General features: G+C 66.6%; 11 protein-coding genes. 8 read left to right on the forward strand and 3 right to left on the reverse strand.

Annotation, left to right across the window (positions count from 1 at the left end):
- The first annotated feature begins 294 nt into the window (after window positions 1–294).
- From KF688_01560 to fliN, 4 genes are all read left to right on the forward strand, one after another.
- Window positions 295–1,065, forward strand: coding sequence for a MotA/TolQ/ExbB proton channel family protein (locus KF688_01560; protein MBX3424342.1), 771 nt, complete (start codon window positions 295–297; stop codon window positions 1,063–1,065).
- A gap of 70 nt (window positions 1,066–1,135) precedes the next feature.
- Window positions 1,136–1,885, forward strand: coding sequence for an OmpA family protein (locus tag KF688_01565; GenBank protein ID MBX3424343.1), 750 nt, complete (start codon window positions 1,136–1,138; stop codon window positions 1,883–1,885).
- A gap of 120 nt (window positions 1,886–2,005) precedes the next feature.
- Window positions 2,006–2,551, forward strand: coding sequence for a hypothetical protein (locus KF688_01570; GenBank protein MBX3424344.1), 546 nt, complete (start codon window positions 2,006–2,008; stop codon window positions 2,549–2,551).
- Between the two features lie 50 nt (window positions 2,552–2,601).
- Window positions 2,602–3,249, forward strand: coding sequence for a flagellar motor switch protein FliN (gene fliN / locus KF688_01575; protein MBX3424345.1), 648 nt, complete (start codon window positions 2,602–2,604; stop codon window positions 3,247–3,249).
- 199 nt (window positions 3,250–3,448) lie between these two features.
- Here the strand turns inward: fliN and KF688_01580 are convergent, their stop codons facing one another.
- A complete protein-coding gene (locus tag KF688_01580) occupies window positions 3,449–5,932 on the reverse strand; it encodes a glycoside hydrolase family 127 protein (protein MBX3424346.1) in 2,484 nt (827 codons plus the stop codon).
- A gap of 317 nt (window positions 5,933–6,249) precedes the next feature.
- Here KF688_01580 and KF688_01585 point away from each other — a divergent pair, with 317 nt between their 5' ends.
- Window positions 6,250–6,654: a hypothetical protein gene (locus tag KF688_01585; protein ID MBX3424347.1), complete on the forward strand. Its 405-nt coding sequence runs from the start codon at window positions 6,250–6,252 to the stop codon at window positions 6,652–6,654.
- A gap of 44 nt (window positions 6,655–6,698) precedes the next feature.
- Here KF688_01585 and KF688_01590 read toward each other — a convergent pair whose 3' ends face one another.
- Window positions 6,699–7,139 carry a hypothetical protein gene (locus KF688_01590; protein MBX3424348.1) on the reverse strand — a complete coding sequence of 147 codons (441 nt, stop codon included), beginning with the start codon at window positions 7,137–7,139 and terminating at the stop codon, window positions 6,699–6,701.
- 194 nt (window positions 7,140–7,333) lie between these two features.
- Window positions 7,334–8,485 carry a glutamate 5-kinase gene (proB, locus tag KF688_01595; GenBank protein ID MBX3424349.1) on the reverse strand — a complete coding sequence of 384 codons (1,152 nt, stop codon included), beginning with the start codon at window positions 8,483–8,485 and terminating at the stop codon, window positions 7,334–7,336.
- A gap of 194 nt (window positions 8,486–8,679) precedes the next feature.
- Here proB and KF688_01600 point away from each other — a divergent pair, with 194 nt between their 5' ends.
- From KF688_01600 to KF688_01610, 3 genes are all read left to right on the forward strand, one after another.
- Window positions 8,680–9,963, forward strand: a complete 1,284-nt coding sequence (locus tag KF688_01600) for a formylglycine-generating enzyme family protein (protein ID MBX3424350.1) — start codon at window positions 8,680–8,682, stop codon at window positions 9,961–9,963.
- Window positions 9,964–10,125: 162 nt separating this feature from the next.
- The gene (locus KF688_01605; protein MBX3424351.1) at window positions 10,126–11,508 is read left to right on the forward strand and encodes a Gfo/Idh/MocA family oxidoreductase; all 1,383 of its coding nucleotides are present in this window, start codon (window positions 10,126–10,128) and stop codon (window positions 11,506–11,508) included.
- Window positions 11,509–11,532: 24 nt separating this feature from the next.
- Complete coding sequence (locus tag KF688_01610) at window positions 11,533–13,695, forward strand: hypothetical protein (GenBank protein ID MBX3424352.1); 2,163 nt, start codon at window positions 11,533–11,535, stop codon at window positions 13,693–13,695.
- Window positions 13,696–13,765: the final 70 nt, after the last annotated feature.

Raw genomic sequence — 13,765 nt, forward strand, 5'->3', positions numbered from 1 at the left:
GTTCTCAATCAGCTTGCGCTCTCTGCGCATCGGCGCGTCTTCCAGAATCCGATCGTCGCGGCCGGTCGTGCCGATTGTGCGTCCTGCGCCGGCCGCGCCGGTTCCGGCCGACGCTGCGGCTTCGCCGACTTCCCCCGCCGACTCCGCCCCGGCGTCGCAGGGCGATGCTATGGTTGTCGGGAATATTGCCGAGAAGTTCGTTGCGCCGGCTCCGCATCCGCTCCGATCGTGTGGGGCGAGTCCGCCGGGGGATCGCGCCGTTCTCGCGACTCGCAGCCTGTCGATTGACCGACCATGGATATTGCTTCGCTAATCGGATTGATCGCCGCGCTGGGCCTGGTTCTGGGGTCCATCATTATCGGCGGCGGCAATCTCGCCGCCTTCATCGACTATCCGTCCATGATGGTCGTCATCGGCGGTTCGATCGCCGCAGCCCTGATCTGCTTTCCCTTGGGGAGCTTTTTCAGCGTGTTCAAAGTGACCATGAAGGTCTTCTTCTACAAGCTCGACTCGATCCCCAACCTCATCGACGAGATCGTCGGCCTCGCCGAAACCGCGCGGCGGGACGGCTTGCTGGCCTTGGAGAGCAAACTGGGGGAGATCGACAACCAGTTCGTCGTCCTCGGGGTGCAAATGGCCGTCGACGGCACTCGCCCCGAGGTGATGGAAGACATTCTCCGCACCGAGATGGACGCGGTCGCCACCCGGCACCGCGACGGCAAAGCGGTGCTCGATTGCATGGGTCGGTTCGCTCCCGCGTTCGGCATGATCGGCACGCTGATGGGACTGATCATCATGCTCGGCGACATGAGCGACCCCTCGAAGATCGGCGCCGGGATGGCCGTCGCGCTGCTGACCACCCTCTACGGGGCGGTCATCTCGAATTGCGCGTTCCTCCCCTTCGCCGAAAAGTTGGGATACACCAACAAGCAAGAACTGCTCGCTATGGACATCATCATCCGAGGGATCATGGCGATCCAATCGGGCGAGAACCCGCGGGTCATCGAACAGAAACTCAACACCTTCGTCCCGCCGAAACTGCGCGCCGCGAAAGACGCGGCCTGAGGCGGGGAAGAAGTCGGCAAAGTCGAAGACGACCCCCCAGTCACCAGTCGCTCACCCCCCCGTCCCTCCCATGGCCATCCCAGAAGAACCGGCGCCGGGAGTCCCCGAGTGGGTCGTCACGTTCGGCGACATGATGTCGTTGCTGTTGACCTTCTTCATCATGCTCGTCTCGATGAGCGAGATTAAGGAGGATCGCAAGTACCAAGCGATGGTCGAGTCGTTTCGCGAGATGTTCGGGCACGAGATGTCGAGCGCGACGCTCATTCCCGGCGACATCCGCCCGCGGAATTCGACCCAGCAGGAACACGTCATGATGATGGGACGAGCGAAACGGAAAGATACGCACAACGGCGGCGCCGACGTGAAAGCCGTCGTCGGCGAAAACGACCGCGTGCAAATCGTTCGCCCCGGCGACGACGCCACGGCCGGCGGCGTCGTCTACTTCGACGGCAATGCAGCCGAGATCACCGACGAGGTCCGCAAGGGACTCGACGTGATCATCGACCAGATCTCCGGCAAGCCGCAGAAGCTGGAACTTCGCGGCCACACGACCAGCGCACCGGTCAATCCCGCCGCGGGTTATCGCGATCACTACGATCTGGCGTTCGCCCGCAGCCGGGCGGTTCGCGACTACTTCGTCAAACAAGGGATCGAATCCGCGCGGATTCGGCTCACGGCGGCCGGAGCGACCGAGCCGATCTACAACGGGGTCGATCCCGACCAACTGAAACGCAACGCCCGGGTGCAGGTGCTCATGTGGGACGAACGGATCGAAGACTTCGATGCGTTGCCGAGCTCCGGCGCCGGATCCGCCCCTTGAACGCTCGCCGAACGCTCGAGTCTTCCCTTCCCCAGTCCCCGCTCCCCTGCGACCCTCGTGCCTCGCTCCGGCCTGCCGGACGACCCTGCTAGCGAATCCACGAATCCAAGGATCCCAGCCATGTCGCAAGATTCAGCCTCTCCCTCGGGCAAGCGGAGCCTGCTGACGCTGCTCAAGGCCCTGGCGTTCGTTTCGACGATCGTGCTCTTGGAGATCGTCGCCGCCTCGATGATCCTCCCCTCCGCCGAGGACGTGGAGAAGGTCGGCGTCAAGCTTGCCTCCGACGCTAGCAGCGACAAAGCGGGCGAAGGGACCGACGGCGCGACCCCCCGGGTCGTCGCCGAAAACACCCGCGAAGTCAGTCTGGGCAGCTACCACGTTCTTACGTACGATCCCAACACCGGCACCAGCGTCAACATCGACTTCGACCTGTTCGGCACGGTGCTGGCGAACGAGGAGTCGGCCTTCACCGAGATGTTCCTCGTCAACCAGAACCGCATCAGCGAACAGGTCACGGTGACGATGCGCGGCATGGAGATCACGGATTTCACGGACGCCGATCTTGACGTCATTAAACGCAAGCTGCTCGACAAGGCGAACCGCGCCCTGGGCAAACCCCTGCTGCGACAGATCGTGATTCCGAAGTTCTCATTCATCGAGCGGTAGCCGCGCCGGCCCGGCCGACGGGAGGACGACGCAGCGAGGAAAGGATTCCGATGGCAGACGAACAAATCGGGCAAGACGAAATCGAACAGTTGCTCAAGAGCGCCCAGCAAGCGGCGGGGGGCGCCCCCCCTCCCTCCCCGAGCAAGGCTCCCGAGGCCGGGAGCGACGACGCGGCGCTCGACCAGTCCGAAATCGAACGTCTGTTGGCCGGCGGCGCTGGCGGGCAGCCCGCCTCCAAGGCCCCCGCGGCGACCCCGCGTCCCGCCCCCCGGCCAGCGGCCGCAGTCGCCGCGGCCCCGGAGCCGATCGTCTCGCAAAGCGACGTCGAAGCCCTGCTCAACAAGGCCGAGGCTGCGCTCGAATCGTTCGACGAGCCGCTCGCCCCCTTGCCGCGCGGGATCAAGCAGTTCGAGTTCCAGGATTTCGCCGGCGCGTCGGCCAACCCCGACAGCGCCACGCTCGATCTCATGCGCGACGTGCAACTCGATCTCACGATCGAACTGGGCCGCACCCACATGCACCTGGAAGACGTGCTGCGACTCAAAAAGGGAGCCGTCGTCCCGCTCGACAAACTCGCCGGCGACCCGGCCGACATCTACGTCAACGGCCGCTTGGTCGCCCGCGGCGAAGTTCTGGTGCTGAACGACAACTTCTGCGTCCGCGTCGCGGAGCTAGTCGTCAGCGACCACGCCGCTTGAGCGCGTTGAAACGTCGCTCGCGCACGTCGCAATCAACCGCGAAACGCGCAACAGGACGCGAACAGACAACCGTACTCGGCTTGCCTGGACGAGAGCCGGCGAGCAGCTGCGCCAAGTTTAGGTCGTCTGCCGTCGCATCGAGTTCGCTGCCGCTCCTGTTGTTTGCGCTCTTCGCGCCGTTCGCGGTTCTGGGCGAGGACTACCGCTCTGCGGTCTCCACGCTCACCTCATGCACGCCCGCCGACCAGCCGGGCTGCATCGTCAGTTCCAGCCGCAATCCGCGGGCGAGCCTCGGTTGGATCTCGCAGCGATTCATCCGATCAGGTTCGCAACCGTGCTCCGCGGCGCCGGGAGCTTCGTCCCACTCGCCCGCCTCGTCCTTGAGCATCAGCTTCCATGCGGCCGGGACGCGGCATTCGCCCAAGCCCGTGTCGTCGAACCAATACGCTTCGACCGCCGTGACGCGCACCGGTTCGGTGAAGTCGTACTCGATCCACGCTTCCTCCCCCTTGCGGGGCCACCAGTGGATGAAAGCGGGCTCGTGGTCGATCGACCGTCGCGGGACGCGACCGTCGGCCACCGCGGCGAGGTTGCCCTGCGCCCCGGGAGAGGCCGTGACGCGGCTGCGATTGGCCACCGTCGGGGCCGGCAACGGGTCGGCCGCGTCGAGCGTCCGCGGCAGCCATACGGCCATCTGTCCCCGCCCGCGATGGGCCCAAGCGTAGTAGGGGATCGCGCGGACCGCGACCGGCTTGGCTGCAACTTGGCGCTCGCCGTCGTGCTGTTCGTAATGCGTCGCCGTGACGGTCCCTTCCAACACCGTCACGCCCCCCAAGAGCGAGTCCTCGACCCGCGGCGCGAACGGGGCGTCGTCGGGTACGACGAGATTCGAGACTTGCCCGTCCGGCACGTCGGGATGCTCGAGGCAATACACCAGCGGCCCGCGTTGCAGAGCCGTTCGACCCCGATCGGCGACGACCCGTTCGTCGGCGATGACCCTCCGCACCGGCATCGGCAAGTCGAGTTCGACGATCTCCTCGCCGTTCCACTCCCGCGAGATCGTCGCGTACCCGCCGTCCGCGGGTCGCCACGCCGGCTCGCCGTCGAGGGTCACCCGCGCCGGCTTGGGCGCAGCGTCGGCGAATTCGTACAACCCCTCGGCGTTGGCGATGTTGCGGGCCCACTCGGGGACGCGCACCTTGAGCGTCAGTTCGCGCCCTGGGTCGCTCGGCGTCACGGTCAAACGGATCCGACCGTCCCAGGGATACTTCGTCTCCTGCCGGACGACGACTTGGCCGCCGTCGACGTCGAGAGTCGCCTCCCCCGCGACGAACAGGTTCACGTAGATCACGTCGTCGCGCACCCCGTACACGAATCCCGGCGTCGAGGGCATGAATCGGCAGACGTTCGACGGACAGCAGGGGCACCCGAACCACTCGCTTCGTTGGGCCCCCCCGTCGCTCGCCAGCGGATTGGGGTAAAAAAAGTGCGTCCCGTCGAGCGCCACCCCCGACAGAAATCCGTTGTACAACGTCCGTTCCATGACGTCGGCGTACTTCGCGTCGCCGTGCAACAGGAACAGGCGGTGATTCCACAGCACGTTGGCGATCTGGGCGCACGTCTCGCAGTACGCCGTCGCGTTGGGGAGTTCGAAATTGCGGCCGAACGCCTCTCCCCGGCCCGTGGCGCCGACGCCGCCGGTGACGTACAGCTTCTTCCCGACCACGTTGCGCCACAACCGATCCATCACGGCGACGTACCGCTCGTCGCCCGTAAGGGCCGCGACGTCGGCGACTCCCGCGTAGAGGTAGAGCGCCCGCACCGCATGTCCGACCGCTTCGTCCTGTTCGAGCATCGGGGCGTGATCCTGACAGTACTCGCCCCACAACTGGGGACGATCCTTCGTCTTGCGTCCTCGGAGATCGATGAAGTATCGGGCAAGGTCCAAGTACTCCTGCTTGCCGGTCGCGCGATACAGCTTGACCAGCCCGACCTCGATCTCAGGATGGCCGCTGGTCGACTCGATCTTGCCGGGGCCGAACTCCCGGACCAGTTGGTCCGCGGTGCGAATCGCCACGTCCAGCAGCGACCGCTTCCCGGTCGCCGCGTGGTGGGCGACCGCCGCCTCGTACAAGTGGCCGTAGTTGTACAGTTCGTGATCGTGCTGCAAGTTGTCGAACGGCTTCTCGCGGACTCGCACGACCATGCGATCGTAGTTGGCGGGTTTCTTCTTTGCGGTCCACAGGGTGTAAAGATATCCGCTTGGTTCCTGAGCGGCCGCGACGTCGGCGATCAATCCGTCGAGATACTCGTCAAGCTTCGGATCGGGGCGCGTCATCAGCGCGTACGAGGCGCCTTCGATCACTTTGTAGATGTCGCTGTCGTTGAAGCCGTAGTCTCCCTCCCAAGCGGCGTCGCTTTTTCCCGCGGCGATCAAGAAGTTCTCGCGGCGGTGCGTTTCTTCGCACTTGGCGAACGAGGTGGGGATCGTCGCCGTGCGATTCGTCTCCAACCGCGGCGCCCAAAACTCGTCGGCAAAACGCACCGCCGTGGCCGCAACGGGTCGAATGGGGTAATCCCTCCGCACATGATTCGCCCCCTCCTCAGCCGCGCGACACTCCGCCGAACTCGTCGCCAATGCGACGATGACGGCGAGAATTCCTGAATTATTTCCGATGTGCATGACCGCCTCCGCGTTCTTTGGATGTTCTCCGCCGAGATCGATAACCGCAGCGAAGCCAACATGTTACGCCAACCGCATCGTCAGTTGAACCATGTCGCTGGCCAGGAACTGTGCGCACCAATCGCGCTGACCGCGGAGAATTGTAATTGAGCAAGCGCCTGCGCCACGTACACTAAGACCCCGAACCAAGCGGACGGGCAGGACGAACTTGCCCCAGACCGACCACACGACGCCCTTCGAGCCCGCGCTCCGCGGCGTCGCCAGCCGAGCCCTCTTGGCTCGCTCGTCGGCACGCTTCCTCAGGACAAGGATCGCGCATGGCCTTCGACCCGCAAACCCGGCTGCTCGCCGGTTCTCGGATTCTCGCTCCGCTCCTCAACTACGCCGGGTTCGGCTTCGAGCCGGGAGAGGTCTCGGACGAGGGACATTCCGCCGAGGGTCGATTCGTCGCCGGCGATCGCGCCATCGAACTGCGCTACCAGTGGGGGCTCGCAGAAGTCCGCTTTCGAGTCGGCGACTGGGTCCTCGAACATGCCGAGTACATGCGCCTGCTCGGGGTCGAAGAGTCGAGCTCGCTGCTCGCCGAGCGACACGAGATCGAGTCGGAAGGATTCGAGGCGCTGCTCGAAGATCTGACTCGCTTTGCCGCGGAATTCCTTGCCGGCGATGCGCAGCGGTTCTGCGCGTTGGCCGCGCAGGCTGAATGCCGAGCGGTGGCTTGATGACGCGGCGCCAAGTCGCCCGCGAACGATCGCTCAACCGCCCGTTACTGGACGCAACTTGCTCCGACCGTCAGTCGCGCGATGTTCGCGCGGTGGTAGATCCACAGGTCGGCGTCGATTCGCCGCAGCATCCGCAATCGCTGCTCGGCCGCCAGCAATGCCAGCCGCGCGTCTTGCTCCGCGGTCCACGTCGGCGAGTTCTGCCGAAACGACTCAAACGGCCGATACGCCTTCACGCGGGCCGCAAGGACGTCGACTTCCCTCTGGGCAAGTTGGATGTGATCCTGCAGCGCCGCGACGTACTGCGGATAGATGAAGTACAAGTAGTCGTGCAGACGCTGCTCGGCGGCCGACAGCGTGACGGACGCGTTCGGGACGACGACAGCCGTCTCTGTCGGAACCGCAGGGCCCGGGGGCAACGTCTCGTCGGCGCGTCCGACGGTCGCAATCGACGACATGACATAGGCGAGCAGCAGGCGGCGCATGGCGGCACTTTGGGTTCTGCGTGACCAGGGTGCGGCGACCGAGGCGCCGCTCTTCTGTCCACGCTAATCAGACCGAACCGCCGATTCCAACACTCTCGCCCGGCGCGGGCCCCGACCGGCTCGTGAGGGTCCGGTCGTGCCGACTATGACGGGTTCGCCTCGCCCCGGACAAACCTCGCTGGCGACCGCTGGCGTCAACTTACCAGCACCAGATTGTCTCGGTGGACGACTTCGTCGTAGGGGCAATGGCCGAGCAGATCCGCAATCCGCTCGGTCGATTGGCCGGCGATCTTTTCCATCTCGGGGGCGGCGTAATTGATCAGCCCCCGAGCGAATTCGGTCCCCGCGACGTCGCACAGGCTCACGACGTCTCCCTTGACGAAGTCCCCCTCGACGCCGCGGACTCCCACGGCCAGCAGACTGCGCCCCTGCGCGACGACTGCCGCGCGGGCGCCGTCGTCGAGCGTCAGCTTGCCCGCGGGTCGAGCGCTCCAGCCGATCCACCGTTTGCGGCTGTCGATGCTTCGTCCCTCGGGCAAGATGAGCGTCCCGACTTCTTCGCCGGCGAGCACGTCCGTCAGAACGTCGGGGCGTCGCCCCGCGGCGATGATCACGTTTTCGCCGGCGCTGGCCGCGATCCCTGCGGCGCGCAGCTTGCTCGCCATCCCCCCCGTGCTGAGCCGCAGCCCGCCGACCTGAAGCGTGTCGTGCACCAACTCGCCGCGCGCCGCTGCAAGATTGGTGATCGTCGACAGCACCTGCGCTCCCGGCTCCAATGGATGCCGGTCGTACACCCCCTCGACGTCGGACAACAGCACCAACAGCGGCGCCCTCAGCAGGTTCGTCACCAGCGCAGCCAGTCGGTCGTTGTCCCCGAAGCTGATTTGCAGTTCCTCGACCGACACGGTGTCGTTCTCGTTGATGATCGGCACCGCTCCGACGCGAAACACGGCCAACAGCGTGTTGCGCACGTTGAGGTAGCGCGTGCGATCGCGCAAATCCTCGGCCGTGAGCAAGACCTGCGCGGCGCTCAGCCCGTGGACGGCGAGGGCCTTGTTGTACGATTCGATGAGCCGGCTTTGCCCGACGGCGGCAGTCGCCTGCAACTCGGCGACGTTCGTTGGGCGCCGCTTGAGCCCCAGCCGACCGATCCCCGCGGCCACAGCCCCGCTGCTGACCAATACGATGCGCCGACCGGCGGCGTGCTGCACGGCGATCTGATCGGCAATGCTCGCGACGCGCGCATCGTCGAGCGTGCCGTCGGGCCCCGCGAGCACGCGGCTCCCGACTTTGACGACGACCGTGTCCGCGGCGGACACGACTTCTTGACGCACGACCGATGCCATTTCGAACGGATCCGAAGGAGAGCGACTCGCGGGGGACGGGCGTCGTCAATATACAACGTCCCCCCGGCGGGGAGTAAGCGGTCGTTGCGAGCCGCCGCGGCTCAGCCTATCCTGGTAGGACCGTCGGCGGAACAATCGAGTTCGCTCGATCGCCGGCGCCGTCTCTGCACCTGTCCTCACGCTGTTGCTGCGCCATGTCGTGCCTTGATTGTCGATCGCGAGGCCTGCTGCTTCCGAGCGTGCGTCTCGCGCTCGTTCTTGCGTCGGGCGGATTCACGAGCGGGTTCGTCGGCGCGAAAGAGACGCCGTTGCCGTCCGGGCCGGGAATCGTCGACGCCCGGCCTGCAGAGGGGCCTTACGTCGAGGTCGACGGCAAGTTCATGGCGCCCTACTTCGAGACGATCCCCGGGACGGACGTCACGTTCGAGATGATCCCGATCCCGGGTGGCGAGTTTCTGCTCGGGAGCCCTGAGGACGAGGCCGACCGCAGCGAGGACGAGGGCCCGCAGGTGCGCGTCCGGATTGCCCCCATGTGGGTCGGCCGACACGAGGTGACCTGGGCCGAGTACCAGTCGTACATGGCGATGTACGAACGGTTCAAGCAATTCGAGCAGCTTGCCGCGGCCTCGCCCGAGCATGCGATCATCGGCGAGCACGTCGTGCCGGTCGACGCCGACGGCGTGGCCGTCGTCGACGCCGTGACGTGCCCGACGCCGCTCTACGATCCGAGCTTCACCTACAGCGCCGGCGAGTCGCCCGAGCAGCCGGCCGTGTCGATGACTCCGTTCGCCGCCCGGCAGTACTCAAAATGGCTCAGCGGCCTGACCGGTCGCGACTATCGCTTGCCGACCGAAGCCGAGTGGGAATACGCCGCCCGCGCGGGAACGACGACCGCGTACTCCTTCGGCGACGAGGCCGACGGGCTCGAGGACTACGCCTGGTTCGACGACAACGCCGACTACGAGACTCACCCCGTCGGCGGGAAACAGCCGAACGCCTGGGGTCTGCACGACATGCTGGGAAACGTCGCCGAATGGACGCTCGACGAGTACGCCCCCGACCAGTACGAACAACTCCGCGGCGTCGGCGCCGAGCCCGTCGACGGCGCCCGCGCGGTTCGCTGGCCGACGAAGTCCTATCCCCGCGCGGTCCGCGGCGGGTCGTGGCTCGACACGGCCGATCGGCTCCGCGTCGCTGCGCGGCAGGCGTCGGAGGACGACGAATGGAAACTTTCCGACCCCAACGCTCCCCACAGCCCCTGGTGGTATACTGAGGAGCCCGCAACCGGCATCGGCATGCGCGTCGTCCGGCCGTGGGGAGGGGTCCCCGCGGAGGATCGGCCTCGCGTTTGGGACGCCGAGACCGAATCGATCGCTCGGCAGGTGCAACGCCGGTTGCAGGAAGGGCGCGGCGTACGCGGGGTGGTCGACCGACAGTTGCCTGCGGCGATCGATGCCGCAGAGAAACTTGCCCAGTAACCGCAGCACGGACCGCTCGTCAAATTCACTCACTCCGGTCGTCAACACCGGCCCCGTCCGAATGTTCGTTGCTCGAATCGCCGCGATTCGCTCGCACAAGCAATCCGACGGAACCCGTCGCCCGGCAGCGAACTCTCGCTCACTCATCGAAGGAGTCCGATTATGTCCGCTCGTCAGCAGTCCCGCCCCGCCCTGCCTCGTCGCGACTTTCTGCAGGGCGCCGGCGCCCTTGCGGCCGGCGGCGTGATTCTCGGCGCCTCGGCGCAAATTGCTCGTTCGGCCCACGTCGCCGAGAACAGCGAGTTCAAAGTCGCGGTCATCGGCTGCGGCGGTCGCGGCGCCGGCGCGGCGCTGCAGGCCCTTGAGACCAAGGGCCCGGTGACCGTCGTCGCGCTGGCCGACGCGTTCGAGCCGAACCTGCAGGCGTGCCTCAGGGCGCTCGAGGAGAAGTGCGCCCAAGGCAAGGCGGAAAACCACCCGCTGCTGTCCGACAGCAAGGTCGACTGCCCCCCCGAGCGGCAGTTCGTCGGCTTCGACGCGTACAAAAAGGCTCTGGCGGTCGAGTCCGACGTCGTCATCCTCGCCACGCCGCCCGGATTTCGACCGCTCCATTTCCAGGCTGCGGTCGAGGCGGGCAAGCACGTCTTCGCCGAGAAGCCCGTGGCGGTCGACGCCCCTGGCGTCCGGCTGTTCATGGCGGCCAACGAACAGGCGAAGCAGAAGAACCTGATGGTCGCCATCGGGCTGCAGCGTCACCACGACCCCCGGTACGTCGAAACGATCCAACGGATTCACGACGGCGCCATCGGCGACGTCGTCGCCACGCGGGTCTACTGGAACTCCGGCGGACTCTGGATCCGCAACCGCGAACCGGGCGACACCGAGATGACATACCAGATGCGCAACTGGTACTACTTCCACTGGCTCTGCGGCGATCACTTCGTTGAACAGCACATCCACAACCTCGACGTAGGGAACTGGATCGTCGGCGGTCCCGACGGCGGCGCTCATCCCGTCGAGTGCCATGCGATGGGGGGGCGCCAGGTTCGCACCGGCAAGGACGTGGGGCAGATCTTCGACCACTTTGCGGCCGAGTATTCCTACGCCGACGGCACGAAAATGTTCAGCCAGGCCCGGCACATCAACGGCTGTTGGAACGAGGTCGGCGAGCACGCCCACGGCACGAACGGACATGCCGAGGTGAGCCGGTTCCGCATCTTCGGTTCCCAGGGAGATTGGCGTTCGCGTCGCCCCGGCGTCGACGCCCACCATCAGGAGCACCACGACCTGTTTGCGGCGCTGCGGCGCGGCGAGATCTACAACGAGGGAGACAACGGCGCCATCGCCACGATGACTGCCGTCATGGGGGTCATGGCCGCTTACAGCGGCAAGGCGATCACCTGGGACCAGGCGCTGGCGAGCGAGCGCGTCGCGGCGCCGGGGATCGGGGACTACACGTTCCAAACGACCCCGCCGGTCGTCCCCAACGCCGACGGCTACTACCCCGTCCCCGTGCCGGGGCAGACCAACATGCTGCGTGCGTAGCGGCCGACCGCGACGAGTTCTGGCATGGCGAACCACCGACTAGCGCCCATCGGGCGAGTGCTTGGCTTCTGCGCGCTGGTCGCGGCCCTGCGCTCAAGCGCGGAGCAAGCAAGGGACGTCGCCCCGATTGATCGCCGCGCACTGGTCGCACGCCACAACGTCGTGCATCGCGCGGCGACGGCCGAGAACTTCCTGCAGGTCGGCAACGGGGAGTTTGCGTTCGCGTTCGACGCGACGGGATTGCAGACGCTCGATCGCGAGTTCGCCCCCGCAATCCCGCTCCACACGATGGCGAACTGGGGTTGGCATCGGTTCCCCAACGTCGACGGCCGGCGCTACGAAGAGACGCTCAGCGAGTTCGTCGTCGGCCGTCGCACGCCGACGTACGCCGATCGGCAGAACACCCCGGCCGGCGAGCACTTTCGGGCGAATCCGCATCGGTTCAACCTCGGGCGAATCGGATTGTGGTGGAGGGGACAGGACGCCGGGGGCGCCGTCGAGTCGGCCGACTTCACGGAATTCGAACAGACGCTCGACCTGTGGCGCGGCGTCGCGACGAGCCGTTACCGGTTCCGCGGCGAGCCGGTCGTCGTGACGACTGTCGCCCATCCGCGGCGCGACGCGATCGCAGTGCGGATTGAGTCGCCGCTCGTGACGCGGGGGGAACTCGGCGTCGCGGTGCGATTCAGCTACCCCCGCGGCGAATGGGGACCGGCCGTCGACGATTTCGAGCAGTCCGAGCGGCATCGCACCACGATGCGACGCGATCCCGCGGGCCCCGTCGCGTTCGCGCGACAGGTGGACGACATGCAGTACCTCGCGACGTGCGATCCCGGCCCCGACGCGGTCGTCGAATCGTGGAACGAACATGCGCGGCGAATCAACTGGCTCGGGGCCGACGCGGGGGAACTGGTCGTCGAGTTCCGCGCGGACGATTCGCACCGCGACGCATCCCCCGCGGAACACGCGCCCGCCGCCGCGACGACTTCGTTCGCCGACGTCCGCGCCGCCGCGGCGGCGCATTGGGAATCGTTTTGGAGCAACGGCGGGGCGATCGACTTGGGCGCCGTCGCCGATCCCCGCGCGCGGGAACTCGAGCGCCGCATCGTCTTGTCGCAGTACCTTGCGGCGATTCACAACGGTTCGCTCCCCCCGCAGGAGACGGGATTCGTCTGCAACTCGTGGTTCGGCAAGCAGCATCTCGAAATGCACTGGTGGCATGCGGCTCACCTCGCGCTGTGGGGACGCGAGGAGGCGCTCGAGCGGAGCCTCGCCTGGTATCGCGAGATCCTGCCGCAGGCCCGCGCGATCGCCGCGCGGCAGGGTTACGCCGGCGTGCGATGGCCGAAAATGACCGGCCCCGACGGCGTGAGCTCCCCCAGCGGGGTCGGCGAGTTCCTCGTTTGGCAGCAGCCTCACGTCATCGCGCTGGCCGAGTTGGTGCACCGCGCCCGGCCCGGCGATCAGACGCTGTCCCAGTACGGGGACTTGGTCGAGGCGACGGCCGAGTTCATGGCCGACTTTGCCGAGCCTGACGCTGCCGGGACGCTGCACCTGGGGCCCCCCTTGATCCCCGCGCAGGAGTGCTACGCCCCTCGAACGACGCGGGACCCGACGTATGAACTAGCCTACTGGCGCTACGCCCTGGAAACGGCGCAAGCGTGGCGCGAACGCGCGGGGCGAGCTCGCAATGCGAACTGGGACCGCATGCTCGCCAACTTGGCCGCGGCGCCGGTACGCGACGGGCGTTACGCGGCGGTCGCCGCGGAACCGTTCACTAAGCCGGACGATCATCCGTCGATGCTCGCCGCGCTGGGCGTGTTGCCGCGGACGGCGGGGATCGACCCGGCGACCATGCGGCGCACCGCCGCGTGGGTTGAGGAGAATTGGCAGTGGGAATCGACCTGGGGTTGGGATTACCCCATGCTTGCCATGACCTGGGCCCGCTGCGGCGATCCGGTGCGGGCCGTCGACGCTTTGCTGCACCCCTCGCCGAAGAACCGCTATTTGCCCAACGGGCACAACTACCAGGAACCGCGACTGCCGGTCTATCTGCCGGGCAACGGCGGGGTGCTTGTCGCAACGGCGCTGATGGCCGCCGGCTGGGACGACGGGCCGGAGCAATCCGCGCCGGGATTCCCCCCGGAATGGCCCGTACGCGTCGAAGGGTTGCTCCGCTCGCCGTAGCGGGGCGATCGACCTCTCTCACGCTTGGCGATTCCTCGCTCGCAGAATCATTCGCAACAATGCGCGCTAT

The organism is Pirellulales bacterium (assembly GCA_019636345.1).
GTDB lineage: Bacteria > Planctomycetota > Planctomycetia > Pirellulales > Lacipirellulaceae.